The organism is Bacillus sp. GC_Bacil_1 (assembly GCF_026540675.1).
Classification (GTDB): domain Bacteria; phylum Bacillota; class Bacilli; order Bacillales; family Bacillaceae_G; genus Bacillus_A; species Bacillus_A cereus.
Genome location: NZ_JALNUG010000001.1, coordinates 1 through 23,360 on the forward strand (window position 1 = coordinate 1; position 23,360 = coordinate 23,360).

Genomic DNA, 23,360 nt, shown 5'->3' on the forward strand with positions numbered 1-23,360 from the left:
TCCAAAGTAAAACTTTGGAGTTTTTAATGTTTCATATGTGCTTGTAAAGGAATAATCTCTTCTTGTTGAGCTGCTGCGATTTCAGTTTCTTCCTGTTGAACTTCAGGTGTTTTTTTTGTTAAGTAGTGGTATACCATACCGACAAATACTGATCCGCCAATAATGTTACCGATTGTAACAGGAATTAAGTTATGAATAGCACCTGAAAAAGAAATTGTCTCAGGATGTGGTGAAACTAAAGATAAAGCAAAGAGTGACAAGTTTGCAATACTATGTTCGTAACCAGATAAGAAGAATGTGAAAACAAGTAGCATCATGACCATTATTTTTGCCGTGTCGCCTTTAACCTGAGATGGTAAGAAGCAAGCAAGACATACGAGCCAGTTACATAAAATGGCTTTAAAGAATAACTGCATTGTAGGTGTGTTCATCTTTCCTTCAACGACTTTATTCATTAGGTGACCGTGATCAATTGCTTCAAAAATTCCAGTTGCGTAAAATAGTAAGGCAAAGAATAACGCGCCGGCTAAGTTACCTGCATAACAAGCAACCCAGTTACGAAGTGTATCAGAAATCGTTGTTTCTTTTCTTAAAGTTGCTACAGTAAAGTACATTGTGTTTCCAGTAAACAATTCAGCACCGCCATATATAATAAGTACGAGAGCAATCCCGAAAAACATAGAAGCAGCTAAATAAGTTGCTGGTGAATCTGCAATGTGAAAAAAGTTACCTAATTTAAAACATAGTACAATAATAAAACCGATATAAATACCCGCAAGTGCAGCACGAATGAAATATTGCATTGGGTTTGTATCTAGCATTTTCTTTTTGCTTTTAGCCAGTTTGACAACATAATCTAGTCCTTGTTCTAGCATGAGTAATACGCTCCTTTAGTAAATCTTCTATAAATACTCCTTATATGAATAAAGTACATGGAATTGTTCTCACTTTCAATAAGTTTGTGCAATGTTTCACAAAAAGGACATACATACGTTAAGAAAACGTTTACAAAGGGTAGTATAATGGAATTTTTTCTGGACATTGAGAGGAAGAAAGGAAAAAGAAAAAGCGCTGTAATTACAGCGCTTTTTCGTCTAAATTCTTTTCTACTTTTACTTCTACTTCTTTTGAGAAGAACCAACCACCAACTGCGATTCCGACTAATACAATCCAGAATGTAAGCTTCCACGGAGTGGATTCTGGGAATGAATGTGGAATTACATTTAATGCAGGGTGTGCTAATGTATAAACTGCTAGCTTCACACCAACCCAACCTACAATTAAGAATGCTGCAGTTTCAAGTCCTGGTTTACGTTTTAAGATTTGTACGAATGCAGTTGCTGCAAATCGCATAATGATTAATCCGATAAGTCCACCTACAAAGATAACAACGAATTGCCCAGTATCTAGACTACCAATTGTACCTAATCCTGTTTTTGGTAAAGTCATTGCTAGTGCAACCGCAGCTAAAATTGAATCAACTGCGAAGGCGATATCAGCAACTTCAACTTTAAATACAGTCCACCAGAAGTTCTCTTGTTTTTTCTTTGCTTCTTTTTCTTCTGTTTCTTCATCTGTATTCTTTTTAACATATGTTTTAAATAAGTGATTACCAGCGATAAACATAAGGTAGATGGCACCGATTGCTTGCACTTGCCATACATCGACTAAGAACGAAATCATAAATAACGATCCAAATCGGAAAACAAATGCCCCCGCTAATCCGTAAAATAGTGCTTTCTTTCGTTTTTCTTCTGGTAAATGTTTTACCATAATTGCAAGAACAAGAGCGTTATCAGCCGCTAAAATCCCTTCAAGTGCAATTAGGATGAGTAATACCCAACCATACTCCAATAATAATGATACATCCATGTACATTCTCCTCTCATCTCTATAAGTTCTAAATAAGTGAAGAATTTCCCCACTATTTAGTTTCCCCATACTCCTGCCTATTAACTTTGGAAGAATTTGGAAATGAATACAAAAAAGACCTCTGCCGTTAATAGGCAAAGGTCTTGCTAGACATATGTAATAAAAATGCCAACAAAGCCGGAAGAACTAAGTTCTACGTAATGACGACTTTGTTTCCAAGAAATATTCTTGGACGCTACTCCCCTTTGGAGATATGTTATTGTATTCTCATTATATGGATAATTGATACGGTTGTCAACCTGTTAAAATATCTTCATTAGGATATTTTATTTTCCGGTTCTTTTTACGAGCAAATGAAAAAGCCAATGTTAAAGGCCCCATTTTGCCAAAAAACATCATAAAGATAATAATAGCTTTTCCGATTATAGTTAAGTGGGGTGTTAAGTTCATACTGAGGCCAACAGTCCCGAATGCTGAAAATACTTCGAAAGCACTCATCAATAGAGGAACTCGCTCAGTAATACTCAAAATTAAAATAGCAAAAAAGATAAATGAAATGGAAATAATAGTAATGGTTAATGATTTGACAATGAGAGTATCTTTAATGGATTTTTTAAATACGACAATATCCTCTTGTTCTTGTAAAAATTTAAATACGCCAAAAAATATGATTAAAAATGTTGTTAACTTAATCCCACCACCCGTTGAAGCACTACCAGCACCAATAAACATAAGGAGCATCATTAATAGGAGGGAAGGTTTTGACAATGTAGAAATATCAACAGTATTAAACCCGGCAGTTCGTGTTGAAATTGCTTGAAAATAAGAGGCCATTCCTTCTTCAAATGGGGTAAAACCTCTCATAGAAAGGGAGTTATGGAACTCGAATATAAAAATAAAAAGGGTAGCAATAATGTTGACGATTAGAGTAGAAGTGAGCATAAGTTTTGAATGTAGTGTAAGGTTTTTAAAGTTTTTCTTTCTTTTTATGTCTACAATTACTGTAAAACCAATTCCACCTAAAATGATTAGAGAGGAAATGACGAAATTGACAAGAATGCTATGAGAATGGGACATTAAATTATCGCTCCACACAGAAAAACCAGCATTGTTAAAGGCTGAGATTGAATGGAAAAAACTATAATAGATCCCTTTGGCAACCCCATATTTGGGTACCCATTCAAAAGAAAGAATTAAAGTAGCGATACATTCGACTGTAAAAGAGAATAAAAATAATGCTTTGGCAAGACGGATAACGCCGCCGATATTCGTTTGATTTAATGCTTGTTGTAATAAAATACGGTTTTGAAGACCGATTTTTCTTCCGAGCATAATAGCAATTAAGACCGCAAAGCTCATAATGCCAAGCCCGCCAACTTGTATAAGCGTTAAAATGACACATTGTCCAAATAAAGTAAACACTTTTCCAGTATCCACAACACCAAGCCCAGTAACAGTACAAGCGGAAACGGTTGTAAATAAGGCATCGAGCCATGAAATGGACGTTGTCGTAGCAATTGGCAGTTTTAATAAGCATGTGCCGACAACTGATAATACAATAAAAGATAAAGTAAGAACGCGGGGAGGGCTCATGCTAATATTAATCCGTTTCATGTCACATATTGCTCCTTTCGTTTTGCTTTGATTAGTATGTGAAAAAGCACTATTATGTATGTTGAAAATAGAAAGAGGCAGATAATATCTGCCTCTAAGCCATATGTTATATAATTATCCACGTAATTGTTGTTGAGCTAAAGCAACAAGACGTTTTGTTACTTCACCGCCAACTGAACCGTTAGAACGAGATGCTGTATTAGAACCTAAGCTTACACCAAATTCTTGTGCAATTTCATATTTAAATTGTTCAAGCGCTTGTTCTGCACCTGGAACTAATAATTTGTTTGTTTTTACCATGTTGATACACATCCTTATGAGTAGTCCAGTTCAGCTAAGTTCTTATCTAAACTGGTAACGTTATTTTATGTGGAAATGACATACTCATACGCGGAAGTAATCGGTGCGATTAGAAGTTCTTGGATAGAAAAAAAGAGTAGCAACTTTGCTACTCTTTTTTTAGTATTGTCGCTGTTCCTTCCACGACAATATCATCTGATTGATTATATATGTTTGTTTGCAACGTAATGATTTTTTTATCGTCACGCTTCTTAATAACCTCTGCCACAACGCGAAGTGTATCACCGATTTTGACAGGGGCACGGAATGAAACATTTTGGGATAAATAAATCGTATTTTTGCCTGGGAGTTTCGTTCCAAGGATGGTAGAAATAAAACTCGAAACGAGCATACCGTGAGCAATACGTTCTTTAAACATTGTCGTTTTTGCAAAAGAATCTAAAATGTGAATAGGATTCACATCTCCAGTCAATTTTGCAAAATTGATAACATCTTCATCTGTAATTGTTTTTGTAAGGGATGCTTGATCACCGACTTGAATCTCATCATAACGAAGCTCCGGAACAGTTTGTGCTTCTTGAAATGGATTCATTTTGTCCTCCTTCTTTTCCATATCGAAAAATGTTAGCCATCTTGATGTAGTAGGAGGAAGAAAGAGTTTTGTTTGTGCTGCAGTTAGCTCCCACATTTTTCTTACTTGATGGAAGTAAATAGATTTTTTGAGTTTTCCTCGAACTTTTTTGCGAGTTCCAACTGTTTTGACTTGAACTCTTCCAAAAAACCCTCTAACTGTTTTTGAGCCTCTTCACGTTGTAATTGTTGTTGCTCAATAAATTGTTTTGTTGTTTCTTCAAATTGACCGCTTGTTTGTGTAAGAATTGACAAAGATGTTTTTGTAGGAGAAACAGTAAGCTGCTGCATATGAGCAGAAAGTTCTTTCCACTTGTCTTGCCACTCGTTAATTTGATCATTTAAGGAGTTACCAGTTAATTGTTTCACGTAATCTGTATATTGGTTATTGAACTGAGCAGTGATTTGTTGTAGTTCTTTTTCTAGTTCATCTACTCCTGATGTTAATTTATGCAAAGCGTCTTGTTGTTGTTTTAATGTTTCTAAAGTAAGTTGCTCTAATTGTTTCCCAGCTGAAGAAAAAAGGGAAAGTGATTGAGACCAGTTTTTCCAAAATGCATCGACTAATTCGTATGGTTTAGTTTCCATTGTTTGACCCCCAAATGTTTTTTTACATATTGTGAACGCAGATTACTCTGCTGTACCACCAGGTGAAGATGAAGAATCCTTTTCATCCTTTTCTGGAGAAGTAGAAAATGGAAAGAATGCATTGGTGTATAACGTGAAAAACGTCCGCAACATATTTTGATAATGTTCAAAAGAAGTCGCACATGTTGTTAAATATTGCTCTCCATATTCAGTTAAAGAATAAATTCTTTTTGCCGGCCCTCCATCGCTTGTATCCCAAGTAGAAGAAATAAGGTTTTCTTTTTCTAATTTGCGTAGTGTTCTATAAACATTACCTTGGTCAACAGAAGAAAAGCCGATATCCATTAGCATTTGAATAAGTTTGTAACCATGAAGACTCCAGTCTTTTAGACAGAGAAGTAAGAAGGGAACTAAGAAGTTTTTTGGCATGGAGTTTGGTTGTTTCGCTTGGTTGTTCTCCAAACTTTCGCGTTGTTCTGGTTCATTTTGTAGCATGATTGTGCATCACCTCATGAATCAGTTAGATGGAATTTTTTGCTTATAAGTGCAATTTACACCTATCTGTTTTTAAAGTCAACACATTTGTTAGAAAATAGAAAAAAATAAAATATAGACTTGAAGTTTTATTCAGAATATTAGAAAATAGTGAATAGGTTGAATTGTTTCAAAAAAGAAAAAGGGAGTGTAGGTAAAGTGATTGATCAAAAATTCGATCCACTACAAGCATGGAAAAATGCTTATGAACAAACCGAAACATTTTGGGGAAAAGCGCTCAATGAAACAATTAAAACAGAAGAATATTCTGCTTGGATGGGCAGCGTTCTAGATTTGAATTTGTTTTATCAAAAAGCATTAAATGATACGACAAAAAACTATTTAGAACAAGTAAATGTGCCGACGAAAGAGGATATTGCAAGAGTGGCTACGCTTGTTATTAACTTAGAAAATAAAGTAGATAACATTGAGGAGTTTCTAGAGGAGAAAGTAGATTCTTTAGGACAAGCTCCTACATTAAAGCGTGATGTGACAAAAGTGAAACAAGATATTCGTACGCTTGAAACAAAAGTAGATCAAATTTTAGAATTGCTAGAAAAGCAAAATGCAGTACTAGCTAAACTACAAGTACCTGTAAAAGAAGAGATAAAGCCTGCGAATAAGCCGGAAAATAAAAAATGATAAAAGCGCTTGTTTATAACAGGCAAAAGAGAGAGGGAGAATCTCTTTTCACATGTAAACGGCGAAACATAATTATATAGGGACTCTACAGTATGAGTACCAAAATGATTCATAACAATCGTTCACAAATTCATTTAAGGGGGAAAAGAAATGGTTCAATTAAATGGAAAAGTAGCAATCGTAACAGGTGGAGCAAAAGGGATTGGAAAAGCAATTACAGTAGCGTTAGCACAAGAGGGCGCTAAAGTTGTTATTAACTATAATAGCAGTAAAGAAGCAGCTGAAAACTTAGTAAATGAACTAGGAAAAGACGGACATGACGTTTATGCAGTGCAAGCGGATGTTTCTAAAGTAGAAGATGCAAACCGACTTGTAGAAGAAGCTGTGAATCATTTTGGTAAAGTTGATATTCTTGTTAATAATGCTGGTATTACAAGAGATCGTACATTCAAAAAGTTAAATCGTGAAGATTGGGAGCGCGTAATTGACGTGAATTTAAGTAGCGTATTTAATACGACAAGCGCGGTTCTTCCATACATAACGGAAGCGGAAGAAGGAAGAATTATTAGCATTTCTTCTATTATTGGTCAAGCAGGTGGATTTGGCCAAACAAACTACTCAGCAGCAAAAGCGGGTATGTTAGGATTTACAAAATCATTAGCGTTAGAACTTGCAAAAACAAATGTCACTGTAAATGCAATTTGCCCAGGATTTATTGATACTGAAATGGTAGCAGAAGTGCCAGAAGAAGTACGTCAAAAAATCGTTGCAAAAATCCCGAAAAAACGTTTTGGTCAAGCTGATGAAATTGCAAAAGGTGTAGTATACCTATGCCGTGACGGTGCGTATATCACAGGTCAGCAATTAAACATTAACGGCGGATTATATATGTAATGAAGTAAGAAAAAAGTGCATATCCATAGCAGGAATGCACTTCTTTTTTTAAGAAGGAAATCGACCAAAAAGGAGATAAAAAAAATGACTACATTCGCAACAGAATGGGAAAAGCAATTAGAGCTATACCCAGAAGAGTACCGAAAAGCATACCGCCGAGTGAAAAGGGCGAGTGAAATTTTATTACGTGAACCAGAGCCGCAAGTAGGATTAACGCCGAAAGAGGTTATTTGGACGAAGAATAAGACGAAGCTTTATCGCTACATTCCAAAACAAGAAAAAATACAAAGAGTTCCAATTCTGTTAATATATGCTCTTATCAATAAACCATATATTATGGATTTAACTCCTGGAAATAGTTTAGTGGAATATCTAGTGGATCGTGGTTTTGATGTGTATATGCTTGATTGGGGCACATTTGGTTTAGAAGATAGTCATTTGAAATTTGATGATTTCGTGTTTGATTATATTGCAAAAGCAGTAAAAAAAGTAATGCGAACTGCAAAATCGGACGAGATTTCTTTACTTGGTTATTGCATGGGTGGAACGCTAACTTCTATTTATGCAGCACTTCATCCGCACATGCCAATTCGTAATTTAATTTTCATGACAAGTCCTTTTGATTTCTCTGAAACAGGATTGTATGGTCCTTTGTTAGATGAGAAATACTTCAATTTAGATAAAGCGGTTGATACATTTGGAAATATTCCGCCAGAAATGATTGATTTCGGAAACAAAATGTTAAAACCAATTACGAACTTTGTCGGTCCATATGTTGCTTTAGTAGATCGTTCAGAGAATGAGCGCTTCGTCGAAAGCTGGAGATTGGTTCAAAAGTGGGTTGGTGATGGTATTCCGTTCCCAGGTGAATCATACAGACAGTGGATTCGTGATTTTTATCAAAATAATAAACTGGTTAAGGGTGAACTCGTTATTCGCGGACAAAAGGTAGACCTTGCAAATATTAAGGCGAATGTCTTAAATATTTCCGGGAAACGTGATCATATTGCTTTGCCATGTCAAGTAGAAGCATTACTAGACCATATTTCTAGCACAGATAAACAATATGTATGTTTACCGACAGGGCATATGTCTATCGTTTACGGTGGAACAGCTGTAAAACAAACATATCCGACGATTGGAAATTGGCTTGAAGAGCGTTCTAATTAAAAATAAAAAATCCAACTAGCCTATGTTAGTTGGATTTTTTTATGGAAAATAACAAAACATAGAAAGGAGAAACTTATATTTTAGGAGTATAATTATGAAACTTATGAATGGTAAGTTGTTTTGGAATACAGGAGTTTCTGTACCTTGTTATCCACTGTTAGAAAATGATATGATATGTGATGTGCTCGTAGTCGGAAGCGGCGAAGCTGGTGCTCATATAGCGCATTCGTTAGCGAAAATTGGCATGAGTGTTACGCTTATTGAAAAAAGAGCAATTGGGTGTGGTAGCACAGCTGCTAATACAGGTTTACTACAATTCCTTCATGATAAATCGTTAACCTCCCTTATCCATACATTTGGTAAAGAAAAAGGGGTACGAGCATATAAGCTTTGTTATGAAGCGCTAAGAACAATGGAAGAGGTTATACCGACTCTTGATATTGATCCCCATTTTATTCCGCGAAATAGTTTATATTATGCAAGTAAAAGTGAGGATGTCTCATTTTTACAAGAGGAATATAATACGTTACAGAATTATGGATTTCCAGTTGAATATTTTACAGAAGCTGATATTAAGAAACGTTATTCTTTTGCAAAACAAGCAGCGTTATATACGCAAGGTGATGCTGAGGTGAATCCGTATTTATTAGCGCATAGTTTTTTGCATAAAGCAAACCAAATAGGAGCTAATATATATGAACATACAGAGGCAATACATATAAAAAAACGCCAAAATGATTTAATTTGTTACACGAAAACAGGAAATCAAATTGTAGCAAAGAATATTATTATGGCGACAGGTTATGAAGCGCTTTTTGGAAAGAAAGAAAAAAATACAACAGTAGAAACTTCTTATGCAATTGTAACAAATGAAATAGATCAGTTTGAAGGCTGGCATGAGCGATCGTTAATTTGGGAAACGGAACGGCCTTACTTATATTTTCGAACGTATCGAAACCGCATTATTGTAGGCGGATTAGATGAAGCGATGCAAATTCAAACAATCGGTGATACGAAATTATTGCATAAGCGTGATATCCTTATTAATATTGTAAAAGAGATGTTCCCGCAGTATAAAAATATACAGGCAGACTACTATTGGGCAGCCGCATTTGGTGGTACTCATGATGGTCTCCCCATTTTAAAAGAAGACGAAAAGATACATAATTTGTTTTACGCATTGCCGTATGGAGGTAATGGAACTGTATATGGAATGGTCTTTGCCAAATTATTTGAACAGTTATTTACAAATAAAGAAAGGGAAGATTTTTCTTTATTTAATCGATAGAAAAAAGGTAGCGAAGTGATGGAATGAGAGATATAAAAAAGTTTTTACAAAAATTACGTCCAGTACAACTCATTGTTTTATTTTATTTATTAGCAGTAGTTGTATCGGTAATCTTGCTTAGTTTACCGTTTGTTACGAAACCTGGTGTGAAATGGACATTTATAGATGCCCTTTTTACATCGGTTAGTGCGGTAAGTGTTACGGGGCTGTCTGTTATTACGATTTCAGATACGTTTACTACAGCAGGAATTATTGTTTTAGCCCTTATTTTACAATTAGGCGGCTTAGGAATTATGGCGCTTGGTACATTTGTTTGGATCATTACGGGGAAAAAGATTGGTTTGCAAAGAAGAAGATTAATTATGGCAGACCATAATCAAGGAAATTTATCGGGTCTTGTAGAATTGATGCGTTCTATTTTAATTGTAATTATTTCGATAGAACTTATTGGAGCAATCCTATTAGGTACAAGATTTTTACTTTACTTTCCGACTTGGCAAGAAGCTTATTTTCACGGTTTCTTTGCAGCAGTTAGTGCGACTACGAACGGTGGATTTGATTTAACAGGACAATCGTTAATTCCGTATAAAAAAGATTATATTGTTCAAATGATTCATATGTTACTAATTATTTTAGGGGCGATTGGTTTCCCTGTGCTAATGGAAGTGAAGCAATTCCTTAGTAAAAGAGGACAACAATTATTTCGTTTTTCATTATTTACAAAATTGACGACAACAACATTTTTTGCACTCGTTGTTGTTGGTACAATTATGATTTTTTTACTGGAGAGAAATCACTTTTTAGTAGGAAAGTCATGGCATGAAACGGTATTTTATACATTATTCCAATCTGTGACGACGCGAAGTGGTGGACTTGCTACGATGGATATACGTGAATTGTCACAACCGACGCTTTTATTTATGAGTATATTAATGTTTATAGGGGCATCTCCAAGTTCGGTTGGGGGCGGAATACGTACAACTACATTTGCTGTTAGTATATTGTCACTATACACCTTTGCAAGGGGCGGTAGAACAGTTAGAGTCTTCAAACGTCAGCTACATGAAGAGGATGTACTAAAAGCATCTGTCGTTATGACGATGGGGATTTTGTTATGTGCTACTGCGCTATTCATTTTATCTATTACGGAAAATGTACCGCTTATGAGCTTAATTGTTGAAGTTTGTTCTGCTTTCGGAACGACGGGACTATCAACAGGTGTTACGCCTGATTTAACAACTGTTGGGAAACTTGTACTCATTGTGCTTATGTTTATCGGACGCGTTGGTATTTTAACATTTATTTTAGCTAGTGGTGGAAGGGAACAACCACCTCGCTATAAATACCCGAAAGAGCGGATTATTATTGGATAGTATGAAACCATTCTACCTACGTTAGGTAGAATGGTTTTTTAGTCGTTAATACCAAATTGTGGATGCATAAAAGCTTCATTTTTATTATCCACTTCGTTTTTTAGTAACTCTTGATTTTCTTCTGAAATCCACCCAATATCATTTGTCGGATGGATCCACTCATCGCCAGCCATAATGGCAGGATCTACTTCATCACTCCAATTGTTAAGCGGACTGTTCTCGGAATTATATTTACTGTCTCCAATTACAACATTATATTGATTCACAAAAGGTTGTTGCATCGTTTTTCCTGTTCCTTTAAAAGATGGAAAATTCATTTGATGCGGGAGCGTTTCGTCTAAAATTGGTGATTGAATCTTTTCTTTTTTCTTCAAAATTATCGCTCCTTTTTATAATGATTTCTTCATATGTAGTATTTCCATCTAACGCCCCTTATGTACTTGTTAACACTTGCCAGTAATAATTATTTTAAGTTGTTTCAAACTAGAGTAGAAAGTGATTTCTTGAGAGCAGGTGAATGTATTGGTAAAAAGAAAAGTGAAACAAAATGCGGCAATCAATAATAATAAAACTCCGAAAGAAAGCTTACCAGATGCAGAATTTGCATTAGAGTATGAAGGAGAAAATAGCGCAAAGTATGCTAATCGTAATTCAAAAAAAGGGAAACAAAAATGAGGCGTTTTTTACAAACGCCTCATTTTTTTGTGGGATTATAAAGGTTTTTTTAATTATTTGTAAATTTAGTGTTTTCTATTAGCAGAAAAATGCGAAAAAACATAGAAGTAGCAACGTATTACACAAAAACAAACAACAAACAAAAGATTAATGTTGGTTTAATACTGCTTTTACACTAGTTGTTTATATTTGAGTTGTACATAAGATTTGTAAAAGGAGAGAGAAACAGTGAAAAAAACAATCTTTAAAGCTGTAGCGACTGGAATGGTATTTTCGTTATTAATGGGGTGTGGTGCAAAGAAGGAAGAAAGTGCTGGAGCGAAAGTGAAAGATGACAAATTATCTGGATCATTAACTGTTTACACAGCAATTGAAGAAGAGCTTGTACCAATTTATCTTGATTCCTTTAAAAAGAAATATCCTGATGTGAAATTGAACATTGTACGTGATTCAACAGGAGTTATTACTGCGAAATTGCTAGCTGAAGGGAAAAATACACAAGCAGATGTTGTATGGGGAACTGCGGCATCAAGTCTATTAGCTTTAGATAAAAAAGATATGTTAAAAGGATACTCTCCAAAAGGAGCAGATCGTGTTCTTCCACAATTTAAAGATGATAAGCAACCTGAAAAATGGGTAGGAAATACTGCATTTATGACGGGGATTGCTGTAAATAAAGAAGAGTTAAAGAAGAAAAATTTACCGATGCCAGAATCATATGAAGATTTAACGAAACCAGAGTATAAAGGAACACTTGTTATGCCACATCCAGCATCATCTGGAACAGGATTTTTAACAGTTTCTGCATGGCTACAAATCATGGGTGAAGATAAAGGTTGGGATTACATGAAGAAACTTCATGATAATATGGCAAGTTATACGCATTCAGGATCAAAACCAGCGAAATTAGCAGGAGCAGGTGAATATCCAGTCGGTGTATCAATGGTTTATAGTGCTTTAAAAGAGAAACAAAAAGGTGCACCAGTTGAAGTTGTACTGCCGAAAGAAGGATTAGGGTGGGAAGTAGAAGCGAACGCACTTATTAAGAAAGATAATGCGAAAAATGATAAATTAGCACAAGCATTTTTAGATTGGGCAATTACTGATGATGTAATGAAGTTATACTTTGAGAAAAATGGATTTGCGACAATTAAAAATGATTATAAACTTCCAGAGGGATTCCCGAAAGATGTTACTGAAAAATTATATAAAAAGAATGACTTTAAATGGGTAGCAGAAAATCGTGACAAAATTTTAGAAAAATGGGAAAAAGAGTTTGGCCAAAAAGCAGAACCGAAAAAGTAAGTGAGTGGGAGAGAGAAAAATGAGCGAATATTTATCAATTCAACACATTCAAAAACAGTTTGATGCATTTACAGCGTTAAAAGATATTTCTTTTACTGTGAACAAAAATGAGTTTGTTTGTTTATTAGGCCCGAGTGGCTGTGGGAAAACGACGTTGCTTCGCATTTTAGCGGGACTAGAGGAACCAACGACTGGCAGTATAGCTGTGAATGGAAAAGATATTACAGCATTGCCTCCTGGGAAGAGAAACTTCGGAATGGTTTTCCAATCGTATGCTTTATTTCCGAATTTAACAGCACTTGAAAATATTGAATACGGCTTAAAGACAAAAAAATATGGGAAAGCAGAAGTGAAAGAGAAAGCGCTAGATGCGTTAAAACTTGTAGATTTGCTGAATGTAAAAGATAAATATCCTGCTCAAATGTCTGGTGGACAACAGCAGCGAGTAGCACTTGCACGTGCGCTCGCTCTGTCTCCAGATATTTTGTTACTCGATGAGCCGTTATCAGCTTTAGATGCAAAAGTGCGTGAAAAATTACGTAGGGAAATGCGTGATTTGCAAGAGAAAATAGGAATAACGACGATTATGGTAACGCATGATCAAGAAGAGGCATTAACGATGGCTGATAAAATTGTTGTAATGAATCATGCGGAAATTATGCAGATTGGAACACCAGAGGAGATTTATCAAAGACCAGCCAATCCGTTTGTGGCAGATTTTATTGGTTCTATTAATTTCTTTTCGAAAAATAACGAAGAACATGCAATTCGTCCTGAACATGTAACAATTGTACAAAAGGACGGTATTAAAACAGTTGTGGAAAGTATGGAATTTCGCGGATCTGTATATCGGACGGAAGTGCGAGTCGTAGAAGAAAACACACACCTTTATAATGAGAAAATTGTAGTGGATATATTAGCATCAGAAGTAGAAGCAACGGCTATTAGAAAAGGAAAGCCGATTCAAATCTCTTTCTCAGAAAATCATATGTTGTCATATGGAAAGAAGGTCATTGTATAGATGGAGATGTTAGAAAACTATAAGGTAGAAAGTACGAAAAAAAAGATTAAGAGAAGTATAGGGAAAGAGGAATGGATCCAAAGGCTCGTAATTATCGGTATGATTCTTTCCTTCCTTATCATACTTGTATTACCGCTATTACAACTATTTACACAAGCTTTTTATAATAAAGATGGAGTTTTCATTGGTTTAGCGAATTTCAGTAAATATTTCACAACACCAACTTTAGTTCAGTCTTTACAAAATACAGTATGGATTTCGGGCGCAACAACAATGATTTCAGTTGCAATCGCATTCGTTTACGCATATGCAATTGCCCGTACGAATGTTTTTGTAAAGCGCGTATTTCAGTATGTAGCGTTATTACCATTGTTTGCACCAACGATGATGCACGGTATAGCACTTACATATTTATTTGGTAATCAAGGGCTAGTAACGAAAGGAATGTTTGGTTTATTTGAAGGTATACAAATCCCTTTATATGGACCAATAGGAATTGTAATAGCTGAAGTTATGTATACATTTCCGCAAGCCTTTCTCATATTGCTAATTGCCTTTCAAGGATCTGATTATCGTTTATATGAAGCTTCTAATATGTTAGGAGCCAGTAAAACAAAGCAATTTTTCACGGTTACTTTACCTAGTGTAAAGTACGGATTAATTAGTGCAATGTTTGTTGTGTTTACACTTAGTTTTACTGATTTTGGGGCACCAAAAATTGTTGGTGGGCAATATAATGTGCTTGCTACTGACGTATACAAACAAGTAATTGGACAGCAAAATATGCCGATGGGTGCAACTGTCGGAATGATTTTATTAATCCCAGCTATATTCGCATTTGTAGTTGATCGTATTACGCAAAGAAAGCAGGCGAATTTCTTATCTTCAAAAGCAGTACCATACAGAATAATAGCTAATAAGAAAAGAGATGTAATCTCATTCATATATTGTAGTGTGATTACCCTTATGATCATTCTATTATTTGTTGCAGTTGGTATTGCTGCAAGTGTGAAAGTATGGCCATATAATATGAGTTTTACATTTGAGCATTTTAATTTTTCCAGTTTAACAGGAGATGGACTTGAAGCATTTAAAAATAGCGTAATTGTTTCAGCAGTTACAGCAGTTATTGGGGCGATCTTAACATTTGTATTCGCATATGCAATTGAGAAAATAGACCAGCTACAATTTTTTAGAAAAACAGGTTACTTTTTCTCTATAGTGCCGTTAGCGATACCAGGTTTAGTACTCGGATTAGGATATGTCTTTTTCTTTAGTCAACCAACGATTCAAATTCTTGGACTATCAGTAACGAATCCGTTTCATTCTTTATACGGAACAATCGCTGTATTAGTACTAGTAAATATCATTCATTTTTATTCTGTAACATTTGTCACGGCAACGACTGCCTTAAAGAAATTAGACCGAGAGTTTGAGCTTGTTTCGCAGTCGATGGGTATTCCGTTTTATAAAACATTCTTCCGAGTAACAGTACCAATGTGTTTACCAGCAATTTTAGAAATGGTAATGTACTACTTCGTAAATTCAATGGTAACTGTATCGGCAGTTGTGTTCCTATATGCAGCTGATTTTAAACTAGCTGCCGTATCAATCGTAAATATGGATGATGCAGGAAATGTAGCGCCAGCAGCTGCAATGAGTGTACTTATTGTTGTTACAAATATTGTAGTGAGAGTTGTATATGAATGGGGAACGAAAGCACTTCGTAACCGAACTTCACAATGGCAAAAAAGATAAGTAAGAAGGGTGATGGACAGAATGAAAATTGAAGCAGTTATTTTTGATTGGGCAGGTACGACGGTTGATTACGGATGCTTTGCACCACTAGAAGTATTCATGAAGATTTTTCATAAACGCGGCGTTGAAATTACAGCAGAAGAAGCACGTAAGCCAATGGGATTATTAAAAATAGATCATGTAAGGGCACTAACAGAAATGCCTCGTATTGCGGATGAGTGGAAGCGTGTCTTTGGTCACTTACCAACAGAAGCAGACATTCATGAGATGTATGAAGAGTTTGAAGAAATTCTCTTTTCTATTTTGCCAAGTTATGCTAAGCCGATTGATGGGGTAAAAGAAGTAATCGCTTCTTTACGTGAGAGAGGCATTAAAATCGGTTCAACAACTGGTTATACGAGAGAAATGATGGATATTGTAGCAAAGGAAGCAGCGTTACAAGGATATAAACCTGATTTTCTTGTTACGCCAGATGATGTTCCAGCAGGCCGCCCATACCCATGGATGTGCTATAAAAATGCTATGGAACTTGGTGTGTATCCGATGAACCATATGATAAAAGTAGGGGACACAGTATCAGATATGAAAGAAGGTAGAAATGCTGGAATGTGGACAGTTGGTGTAATTCTTGGAAGTAGTGAGCTCGGTTTAACGGAAGCGGAAGTGGAGAGTATGGATTCGGTAGAGCTTCGTGAAAAAATAGAAATAGTTCGTAATCGGTTTGTTGAAAATGGGGCTCATTTTACGATTGAAACGATGCAGGAGCTCGAAAACGTAATGGAACATATCGAGAAACAAGAACTTATTATTTCATAAAAGGGGTACGGGATCATGAATGAAAATCACTACTTATTATTAACACCAGGACCATTAACGACAACAAAATCCGTAAAAGAAGTTATGCTATACGATTGGTGTACGTGGGATGTTGAATATAATACGATGGTGCAAGAAGTAAGAGCTAAACTTGTATCGTTAGCGACGAAGGAAGAAGAGAAATATACAACAGTGTTAATGCAAGGAAGCGGTACGTTTTCAGTTGAAGCAGTAATTGGTTCTGTTATTCCGGGAAATGGGAAGCTTCTCGTTTGTACAAATGGTGCGTACGGTAAGCGCATTGTACAAATGGCAGAGATGTTACAGATTGATGTAGTGGTCAGCCAAACAGAAGAGTGGGAACCTACTAATATTGTAGAAGTAGAAAAGTTATTGCAAGAAGATAAAGAGATTACGCATATTGCAGTTGTTCATTGTGAAACAACGACAGGCATTATAAATCCAATTGTAGATGTATGTAGATTAGGAAAGCAGTATGGAAAGGTTACAATTGTTGATGCGATGAGTAGTTTCGGCGGGATTGAAATAGACATTGCTGATTTACAAATTGATTTTTTAATTAGTAGTGCGAATAAGTGTATTCAAGGGGTTCCTGGATTCGGATTTGTAATCGCAAAACGTGATGAATTATTGAAGTGTAAAGGGCAAGGACGATCTTTATCTCTTGATTTATATGATCAATGGGAAACGATGGAAAAACAAAATGGGAAATGGCGTTTTACTTCACCTACACATGTTGTACATGCTTTTTATCAAGCACTACTTGAACTAGAAAAAGAGGGTGGAGTAAGAGCGCGTTACAATCGATATTACAACAATCAAAAACTACTAGTGAATAGAATGGGAGAAATCGGATTTAAGCCACTAGTAGATGAGAAATATCAATCTCCTATTATTACATCTTTCATTTATCCAAAAGGGGAGTTCGAGTTTCAACAGTTATATAACGAATTAAAATGCTATGGATTTGTTATTTACCCTGGGAAAATTTCGAAAGTAGATACGTTCCGGATTGGAAATATAGGTGATGTACATGAAGAAGATATTAATCGCTTAGTTGATAGTATTGCTAAAGGAGCTGTTATTGGGTGAAAGTATTTTGTTTAGGGGGAGCAGGTAAAATTTGTCGTGAAGCTATTTTGGATTTAGTTCAATTTTCATCTTTTGAGACGATTACTGTAGCCGATTTTAACGAGGAAGAAGGCCGTAAAGTAGTAGAATGGCTCAACGATTCTCGTGTTGATTTTGTAAAAGTAGATGTAACGAATCACGAGGATACGGTTGCAAAAATGAAAGGTTATGACATTGTATTGGACGGTACGACGATAAAGCTAAACGGATTGTCGACTCGCTGTATTGCAGAAGCAGGCTGCCACGGTGTGAACTTAAATGGATTTGGTGAAGAAAATGAATCGCATGCTATATTTGTTCAAAATGAAAAAACATGTTTGCCTGGGTTTGGCATGACGCCAGGTGTAACGCAAATGATGGCAATGCATGCAGCAAATCAACTGGATACTGTAGAGTCTGTCCGCGTAAGTCACGGTTCGTATCGTCCGATTGCTTTTTCTGCTTCAATTACAGAGACAACGACATATGAATATGATCCACATTTACCATCGCGTACAGTGTATGAAGATGGTGAATTTAAACAAGTACTTCCGTTTGCGCGTCCGAGAGAAATAGAATTGCCAGCGCCTTATGGTAAGGAAACGCAGTATATCATTCCGCATTCTGAAACGATTACGTTAGCAAAGGCACTAGAAAATAAAGGTGTCAAACTGATAGAGACGAGAGGAACTTGGCCAAAGCAAAATATGCAACTTGTACGTGCTTTATATGATTACGGCATATTGCGTAATGATCAGATTGAAATAAACGGGAAAGAAATAGGCATTATGGATTGTATTTCGCAGTATTTATTGCAATCGAAAGAAGGACAAGAAACAGAGCTTTATGGTTATGCACTTCATGTAGAAGTAATAGGTATGAAAAATAATGAGAAGCAAAGACATGTGTTATATCATACACATCCGTTATCTGATGGTTCTGTTGTAGGATGGGAAAAATTAAGAGCGTATACGAGAAACGTCGGTATTCCATTTGGGATTGCCGCAGAGTTAATTGCAAATGGAAATGTAAATAGGGTGGGTGTTGTTACGCCTGAAGAAGCTTTTGAAAATCCACAATTAATTTTTGATGAGCTAGCAAAGCGCGGTATTCATATTCATGAAGAAGTTTCTACTTACAAAGAAAATTATAACTTTGTATAAGTAAGGAAGTTTATGAGGGAGATATAAATGAGGTGAAGCTATGTCTGTAGTAGGAGAAGAAAGAAAGCGAACCATTCTTGAAAAGGTAGAATTTAAAGGGAAAGTAAAGGTTTCAGAATTAGCGAGAGAATTTGCTGTATCAACAGAAACGATTCGTCGTTATTTAGAAGAATTAGATCGTGAAAAGAAGCTGAAAAAAGTGTATGGTGGAGCTGTTCAACTTCCAGGCGCTGGGGTAGAGGCACCGATGTTAGAAAGAGAAATGTTACATATAGAAGAGAAGAAAAGAATTGGTTATAAAGCAGCGACATTTGTAGAAGATGGTGATGTCATTGCAATTGATGATGGAAGTACACCGCTTCAAATGGTTCCATACCTTGTTCATCGTAAAAACTTAACGATTGTAACAAGTTCATTTCCAGTCGCAACACAATTAATTTCTTCTATTAATAAAAAGATGTTTCACGGTGAAGTTTTATTTATAGGTGGAAAAGTATCTCCAAAGCATTCGCGTGTATCAGGGTCTATTTCTCAGCAAGTAATACAGCAATTCCATTTTCATAAAGCGTTCGTTTCGATTGATGGGTTATTACCTAGTTTTGGAGTTTCCAGCTTTGAATTAGAGAAAGCGAAATTGTCAGAGGCGATGATGAAATTAGCTGAGAAGACATATATTTTATGTGATCATACGAAGGTAGGCGTGAAAGGGAATTATCGTATAGCAGCATTTTCACGTATTCAACATGTAATTTGTGATAAAAAAATGCCATATAGTTTTGAAGAAGAACTTATGAAGCATAATATTCAGTGGACAGTTTGTTAAATAAAGTGAAAGTACCTAAACTCCCGCCTAATTTTTAGGAGGGAGTTTTATTGTCTGCAAATCGTAAAATAAAAGATTTGCATTTATGCAAAAAGTGGACACATTTTCTCATCTCTTTCATATAATTTACCAATACAAAAAAAGTTGGTCGAAGGAAAGAAGGGAGAACATGTCAGAACGAATATATAATAAACTTGTATTGTACGCGAATATTTTGCAAAAAATTGGTATCATCAATGAGAAGGAAAAAAGTGAAATTCTTCATACGATAGGTAAAAAAGCCCTTTGAATAAAGGGCTTTTTATTTTTTATCTTTAAAAATATAAATTTAATGTAATATTCTCATTGACAATGATAATGAGATTCATTATCATTTATTTGTGGGTAATTGATAAGGGTTATCAATTATAAAAATTATATATGATAGGGGATATTATTTTGAAAAAAAATTATATGAAGGCGCTAGTAGTAGCGACAACATTAGCGATTCCATTTGCTACGTATTCTACTCCAGCATTAGCGGCATTAAAAGTTGAAGCAAATCAATCGGTAGCAGCAGCGAGTGATCGCACGTATGATACTGAAATTAAAATATATAAGGACCAAAAAGACGAGCCATCTATGGTTTCTCAATATATAAAAGATCCTAAAGTAACGATTGCAACTGGCAAAAAAATTGTCACTGTAACAATGCAAGATAGCGATTATTTTCAATATCTTAGAATAGAAGATAGAAACCAGCCTGGTGTATTTCATGATGTGAAGGTTTTATCAGAAGATAAGAGGAAGAACGGAACGAAAGTAGTCCAATTTGAAATTGGCGAGTTTGAGAAGAAGCACAATATGCAAATGCATATACTTATTCCAGCTATTGGATATGATCACAAATATCAAGTTCAATTTGAAATTAAAGATCCAACTGTAGGTAACAAAGAAACAGAGAAACCAGATGATAACTCTAATTCAGGCAATACGGAAACGGATACTCCAGTTGATAATCAAAATATGATAACAGATAACAAATTAAGAGAACTTGTGAATAAAAAAGTATTTAATAGAAAAGATTTAAATACACCAATTACGAAAGAAGAGTTATTACAAGTAAAGGATTTATTTTTAAATACAAATGAGATACTTGATTATAGTGCATTAAAATATATGCCAAATTTAAAATCTTTAACAGTTGCGAATGCGAAGATAAAAGACCCGTCGTTCTTTGCGAACTTAAAGCAATTAAATCATTTAGCTTTGCGTGGTAATGAATTTGCAGATGTAACGCCACTTGTTAAGATGGATAATTTAGAATCTCTTGATTTAAGTAATAATAAAATTACAAACGTTGCACCACTGACTGAAATGAAAAATGTAAAAAGTTTATATCTATCAGGCAACCAAATAGAAGATGTAACAGCATTAGCGAAAATGGAACAACTAGATTACTTGAATTTAGCAAATAATAAAATTACGAACGTTGCTCCATTAAGCGCTTTGAAAAATGTAACATACTTAACTTTAGCAGGTAATCAAATTGAAGATATTAAAGCGTTATATTCATTACCTTTAACAGATTTAGTATTAACACGTAATAAAGTTAAAGATTTATCCGGCATTGAGCAAATGAAGCAATTAGAAGAATTGTGGATCGGGAAAAATGAAATAAAAGATGTTACTCCTCTAAGTAAGATGACACAGTTAAAACAATTACACTTACCTAACAATGAGTTAAAGGATATTACGCCATTATCAAGTCTAGTAAACTTACAAAAGCTTGATTTAGAAGCGAATTATATTTCAGACTTATCACCAGTGAGCAATTTGAAAAAATTAGTATTTCTAAGTTTTGTTGCAAATGAAATCCGTGATGTCCGACCAGTTATAGAACTAAGTAAGACGGCTTATATTAATGTCCAAAATCAAAAAGTATTTTTAGAGGAAACAGAAGTAAATAAAGAAGTAAAAGTACCTATATATGAAAAAGATGGTGAGGTTTCTACGAAAATCCGTCTGAAGAGCGATAACGGTACGTATAGTAATGGTGTAGTGAAATGGAGTACACCAGGTGAGAAAGTATATGAATTTGGTGTGAAAGATCCATTCGCGGATACAGGAATCTTCTTTACAGGATCTGTTATTCAAAATGTAGTAGAAAGTAAAGACGGTAATACATCTAAAGAAGATGAGAAAACAGAAGTGGTAGAGTTTAAAGATGTGCCAAAAGGACATTGGTCAGAAGAAGCAATTAATTACTTAGCGAAAGAAAAGTTATTTATAGGCTATGGAAATGGTGAATTTGGATTTGGGGATAACATTACTCGTGGACAAGTAGCACTTCTAATACAAAGGTACTTAAAATTAGAAAATAATCTAAAACCAAAAACGACCTTTACAGATACGAAAGGAAATATGTATGAAACGGCTATTGATGCAGTAGTTCAAGCTGGGATTATGACAGGGTATGGAAATGATACATTCCGTCCAGATGGAGTATTAACTCGATATGAAATGTCAGTAGTACTACAAAGAGTATTTCAGTTAAAAGAAAATGAAAATAGTGCAGAGAACTTTAAAGATATACCAAATGGCCATTGGGCGAAAGGATATGTGAAAGCTTTAGTAGATAATAAAATATCAAAAGGTGACGGGGAAGGGAACTTTTTAGGAGATAATTTCGTAACACGTGAACAATACGCACAGTTTTTATATAATGCAATAAAGAAATAAAGTGAAACTTTAATCAGTGGGGGTCTTACTGCCCGGTAAATAGCGGGATAAAAAATGAGGAAAATACGCTATTCTTTAATTAAAGAATAGCGTATTTTTTTATGTGCAAAATGAAATAGGAAATAGATAGGAGTATAGACATATGAATAGCCTATTTTAAAGAAGAACCACGAAACTATATTGACAAAAAAGCGTTCTCATGTGATAATTCAATTAAATTTTTAGAATAATCAAAAAATATTCCTTTTACATAGAAAGGATTCGAACCTTATATGAATATTATGCCGGGGGTGACGAAATGTTATTTTTTCTGAAGAGATGGAATGAATTAAAAGATGTGAAATCTGAATTGGCACTTCGTGATTGGTTTTATGGCACCAAAATTAGTTTATCGCTATGTACGTCAAAAGAGCCGTTAACATTCTTAGTAAATGTTGAGGGAAGAGATAAAGGGCTATTTTCGGAAGAAGATTTTATTGTCGTAAATTGCATGTGCGAGTCAGTATTTGAAAATGAAGAAAAACCAGCTGCAGAGTCATTTATGCATGCAGATATTTATAAAAAAAGTAGTGCAGGATGTATTTTACAAGTGCAGACTGTAGATAGTCATTTAATATCAGAGTTATATGGAGAAGAAGGAGAAGTAACGTTCGATAAACGCAGTGTGGAGCGTGTTTTCGGAAAAGAAGGTATAACAGAAATGACAATTCCAATTGTAGAAGATGAAAAAAAATTCGCTGATTTATTAGAAAGTAATGTTCCGAATTTCATTGAAGGTGGAGGAGTAGTTCTTGTTCATAATTACGGCATGATTGTGTGGGGGAAAACGCCAGAAGAATCGAAAAAATGGCTAGAGGGTATAGAATATTTAATGAACTATCATGTAAAGTTATTAATGATTAAGGGCGCAAGGAGCTCTGTTATATAAAAATGTATGTGATATGGATACAAGTTAATAAATAAATGAAAGCGTTTTAAAAATAATTTCACTCATAAAATATAGGTCTCCTTATTATATATAGATTACATGTTGACATGTAAG

General features: G+C 35.1%; 23 protein-coding genes and 1 riboswitch. Of the genes, 15 read left to right on the plus strand and 8 right to left on the minus strand.

The window, feature by feature from the left end:
- Window positions 1–23: 23 nt before the first annotated feature.
- From OXT04_RS00005 to phaQ, 7 genes are all read right to left on the minus strand, one after another.
- A complete protein-coding gene (locus OXT04_RS00005) occupies window positions 24–875 on the minus strand; it encodes a formate/nitrite transporter family protein (RefSeq protein ID WP_000893034.1) in 852 nt (283 codons plus the stop codon).
- Window positions 876–1,077: 202 nt separating this feature from the next.
- Window positions 1,078–1,872: a TerC family protein gene (locus OXT04_RS00010; RefSeq protein WP_000383326.1), complete on the minus strand. Its 795-nt coding sequence runs from the start codon at window positions 1,870–1,872 to the stop codon at window positions 1,078–1,080.
- A gap of 90 nt (window positions 1,873–1,962) precedes the next feature.
- A riboswitch (yybP-ykoY riboswitch) is annotated at window positions 1,963–2,128 on the minus strand.
- Between the two features lie 38 nt (window positions 2,129–2,166).
- Window positions 2,167–3,486: a TrkH family potassium uptake protein gene (locus OXT04_RS00015; protein WP_000822356.1), complete on the minus strand. Its 1,320-nt coding sequence runs from the start codon at window positions 3,484–3,486 to the stop codon at window positions 2,167–2,169.
- Between the two features lie 114 nt (window positions 3,487–3,600).
- Complete coding sequence (locus OXT04_RS00020; RefSeq protein ID WP_000241212.1) at window positions 3,601–3,786, minus strand: alpha/beta-type small acid-soluble spore protein; 186 nt, start codon at window positions 3,784–3,786, stop codon at window positions 3,601–3,603.
- A 148-nt stretch (window positions 3,787–3,934) separates the two neighbouring features.
- Window positions 3,935–4,378: a MaoC family dehydratase gene (locus OXT04_RS00025; RefSeq protein WP_001067916.1), complete on the minus strand. Its 444-nt coding sequence runs from the start codon at window positions 4,376–4,378 to the stop codon at window positions 3,935–3,937.
- Between the two features lie 101 nt (window positions 4,379–4,479).
- A complete protein-coding gene (gene phaP, locus OXT04_RS00030) occupies window positions 4,480–5,004 on the minus strand; it encodes a polyhydroxyalkanoic acid inclusion protein PhaP (protein ID WP_000448592.1) in 525 nt (174 codons plus the stop codon).
- A gap of 42 nt (window positions 5,005–5,046) precedes the next feature.
- Window positions 5,047–5,499, minus strand: coding sequence for a poly-beta-hydroxybutyrate-responsive repressor (gene phaQ, locus OXT04_RS00035; protein ID WP_000939954.1), 453 nt, complete (start codon window positions 5,497–5,499; stop codon window positions 5,047–5,049).
- A 198-nt stretch (window positions 5,500–5,697) separates the two neighbouring features.
- On the opposite strand from phaQ, the gene phaR reads away from it, so the two are divergent.
- The 5 genes from phaR (at window position 5,698) to OXT04_RS00060 (ending at window position 10,905) form a co-directional block, all read left to right on the plus strand.
- A complete protein-coding gene (gene phaR / locus OXT04_RS00040; protein ID WP_000566941.1) occupies window positions 5,698–6,180 on the plus strand; it encodes a polyhydroxyalkanoic acid synthase subunit PhaR in 483 nt (160 codons plus the stop codon).
- 150 nt (window positions 6,181–6,330) lie between these two features.
- On the plus strand, window positions 6,331–7,074 hold the full coding sequence (locus OXT04_RS00045; RefSeq protein WP_000250407.1) for an acetoacetyl-CoA reductase: 744 nt from the start codon (window positions 6,331–6,333) through the stop codon (window positions 7,072–7,074).
- Window positions 7,075–7,158: 84 nt separating this feature from the next.
- On the plus strand, window positions 7,159–8,244 hold the full coding sequence (phaC, locus tag OXT04_RS00050) for a class III poly(R)-hydroxyalkanoic acid synthase subunit PhaC (RefSeq protein WP_256426316.1): 1,086 nt from the start codon (window positions 7,159–7,161) through the stop codon (window positions 8,242–8,244).
- Between the two features lie 94 nt (window positions 8,245–8,338).
- Window positions 8,339–9,532 carry an NAD(P)/FAD-dependent oxidoreductase gene (locus OXT04_RS00055; RefSeq protein ID WP_000772526.1) on the plus strand — a complete coding sequence of 398 codons (1,194 nt, stop codon included), beginning with the start codon at window positions 8,339–8,341 and terminating at the stop codon, window positions 9,530–9,532.
- A gap of 23 nt (window positions 9,533–9,555) precedes the next feature.
- Window positions 9,556–10,905, plus strand: a complete 1,350-nt coding sequence (locus tag OXT04_RS00060) for a TrkH family potassium uptake protein (protein WP_001204706.1) — start codon at window positions 9,556–9,558, stop codon at window positions 10,903–10,905.
- Window positions 10,906–10,943: 38 nt separating this feature from the next.
- Here OXT04_RS00060 and OXT04_RS00065 read toward each other — a convergent pair whose 3' ends face one another.
- Window positions 10,944–11,279 (minus strand): DUF3905 domain-containing protein, encoded by a 336-nt coding sequence (locus tag OXT04_RS00065; RefSeq protein ID WP_000726028.1) that lies wholly within the window; start codon window positions 11,277–11,279, stop codon window positions 10,944–10,946.
- A 148-nt stretch (window positions 11,280–11,427) separates the two neighbouring features.
- On the opposite strand from OXT04_RS00065, the gene OXT04_RS00070 reads away from it, so the two are divergent.
- From OXT04_RS00070 to OXT04_RS00115, 10 genes are all read left to right on the plus strand, one after another.
- Window positions 11,428–11,580 (plus strand): hypothetical protein, encoded by a 153-nt coding sequence (locus tag OXT04_RS00070; protein WP_000240799.1) that lies wholly within the window; start codon window positions 11,428–11,430, stop codon window positions 11,578–11,580.
- Window positions 11,581–11,808: 228 nt separating this feature from the next.
- Window positions 11,809–12,885: a putative 2-aminoethylphosphonate ABC transporter substrate-binding protein gene (locus OXT04_RS00075; protein WP_267412587.1), complete on the plus strand. Its 1,077-nt coding sequence runs from the start codon at window positions 11,809–11,811 to the stop codon at window positions 12,883–12,885.
- Window positions 12,886–12,904: 19 nt separating this feature from the next.
- On the plus strand, window positions 12,905–13,906 hold the full coding sequence (locus OXT04_RS00080; RefSeq protein WP_000006196.1) for a putative 2-aminoethylphosphonate ABC transporter ATP-binding protein: 1,002 nt from the start codon (window positions 12,905–12,907) through the stop codon (window positions 13,904–13,906).
- Window positions 13,907–15,664, plus strand: coding sequence for a putative 2-aminoethylphosphonate ABC transporter permease subunit (locus OXT04_RS00085; protein WP_267412588.1), 1,758 nt, complete (start codon window positions 13,907–13,909; stop codon window positions 15,662–15,664). It begins immediately after the preceding gene.
- A gap of 21 nt (window positions 15,665–15,685) precedes the next feature.
- Window positions 15,686–16,480 carry a phosphonoacetaldehyde hydrolase gene (phnX, locus tag OXT04_RS00090; protein WP_000687382.1) on the plus strand — a complete coding sequence of 265 codons (795 nt, stop codon included), beginning with the start codon at window positions 15,686–15,688 and terminating at the stop codon, window positions 16,478–16,480.
- A 15-nt stretch (window positions 16,481–16,495) separates the two neighbouring features.
- Window positions 16,496–17,593: a 2-aminoethylphosphonate--pyruvate transaminase gene (gene phnW, locus OXT04_RS00095; protein WP_001004785.1), complete on the plus strand. Its 1,098-nt coding sequence runs from the start codon at window positions 16,496–16,498 to the stop codon at window positions 17,591–17,593.
- Window positions 17,590–18,774: a saccharopine dehydrogenase family protein gene (locus OXT04_RS00100; RefSeq protein ID WP_000862169.1), complete on the plus strand. Its 1,185-nt coding sequence runs from the start codon at window positions 17,590–17,592 to the stop codon at window positions 18,772–18,774. The genes phnW and OXT04_RS00100 overlap by 4 nt, the downstream gene beginning before the upstream one ends.
- Before the next feature lie 40 nt (window positions 18,775–18,814).
- Entirely contained in the window at window positions 18,815–19,597 is a 783-nt protein-coding gene (locus OXT04_RS00105) for a DeoR/GlpR family DNA-binding transcription regulator (RefSeq protein WP_000117666.1), read from the plus strand.
- A gap of 420 nt (window positions 19,598–20,017) precedes the next feature.
- A complete protein-coding gene (locus OXT04_RS00110; protein WP_097920407.1) occupies window positions 20,018–22,318 on the plus strand; it encodes an NEAT domain-containing leucine-rich repeat protein in 2,301 nt (766 codons plus the stop codon).
- A gap of 298 nt (window positions 22,319–22,616) precedes the next feature.
- The gene (locus OXT04_RS00115) at window positions 22,617–23,246 is read left to right on the plus strand and encodes a class II aldolase/adducin family protein (RefSeq protein ID WP_000896010.1); all 630 of its coding nucleotides are present in this window, start codon (window positions 22,617–22,619) and stop codon (window positions 23,244–23,246) included.
- Window positions 23,247–23,360 lie beyond the last annotated feature (114 nt).

Coding starts and splice junctions, on each gene's coding strand:
- OXT04_RS00020 (WP_000241212.1), bottom strand. CDS start 3,786: ATGGTAAAAACAAACAAATTATTAGTTCCAGGTGCAGAACAAGCGCTT.
- OXT04_RS00115 (WP_000896010.1), top strand. CDS start 22,617: ATGTTATTTTTTCTGAAGAGATGGAATGAATTAAAAGATGTGAAATCT.
- OXT04_RS00015 (WP_000822356.1), bottom strand. CDS start 3,486: ATGAAACGGATTAATATTAGCATGAGCCCTCCCCGCGTTCTTACTTTA.
- OXT04_RS00045 (WP_000250407.1), top strand. CDS start 6,331: ATGGTTCAATTAAATGGAAAAGTAGCAATCGTAACAGGTGGAGCAAAA.
- OXT04_RS00025 (WP_001067916.1), bottom strand. CDS start 4,378: ATGAATCCATTTCAAGAAGCACAAACTGTTCCGGAGCTTCGTTATGAT.
- OXT04_RS00005 (WP_000893034.1), bottom strand. CDS start 875: ATGCTAGAACAAGGACTAGATTATGTTGTCAAACTGGCTAAAAGCAAA.
- phaP (WP_000448592.1), bottom strand. CDS start 5,004: ATGGAAACTAAACCATACGAATTAGTCGATGCATTTTGGAAAAACTGG.
- phnX (WP_000687382.1), top strand. CDS start 15,686: ATGAAAATTGAAGCAGTTATTTTTGATTGGGCAGGTACGACGGTTGAT.
- phnW (WP_001004785.1), top strand. CDS start 16,496: ATGAATGAAAATCACTACTTATTATTAACACCAGGACCATTAACGACA.
- OXT04_RS00010 (WP_000383326.1), bottom strand. CDS start 1,872: ATGGATGTATCATTATTATTGGAGTATGGTTGGGTATTACTCATCCTA.
- OXT04_RS00110 (WP_097920407.1), top strand. CDS start 20,018: ATGATAGGGGATATTATTTTGAAAAAAAATTATATGAAGGCGCTAGTA.
- OXT04_RS00060 (WP_001204706.1), top strand. CDS start 9,556: ATGAGAGATATAAAAAAGTTTTTACAAAAATTACGTCCAGTACAACTC.
- OXT04_RS00085 (WP_267412588.1), top strand. CDS start 13,907: ATGGAGATGTTAGAAAACTATAAGGTAGAAAGTACGAAAAAAAAGATT.
- OXT04_RS00080 (WP_000006196.1), top strand. CDS start 12,905: ATGAGCGAATATTTATCAATTCAACACATTCAAAAACAGTTTGATGCA.
- phaQ (WP_000939954.1), bottom strand. CDS start 5,499: ATGCTACAAAATGAACCAGAACAACGCGAAAGTTTGGAGAACAACCAA.
- OXT04_RS00055 (WP_000772526.1), top strand. CDS start 8,339: ATGAAACTTATGAATGGTAAGTTGTTTTGGAATACAGGAGTTTCTGTA.
- phaC (WP_256426316.1), top strand. CDS start 7,159: ATGACTACATTCGCAACAGAATGGGAAAAGCAATTAGAGCTATACCCA.
- OXT04_RS00105 (WP_000117666.1), top strand. CDS start 18,815: ATGTCTGTAGTAGGAGAAGAAAGAAAGCGAACCATTCTTGAAAAGGTA.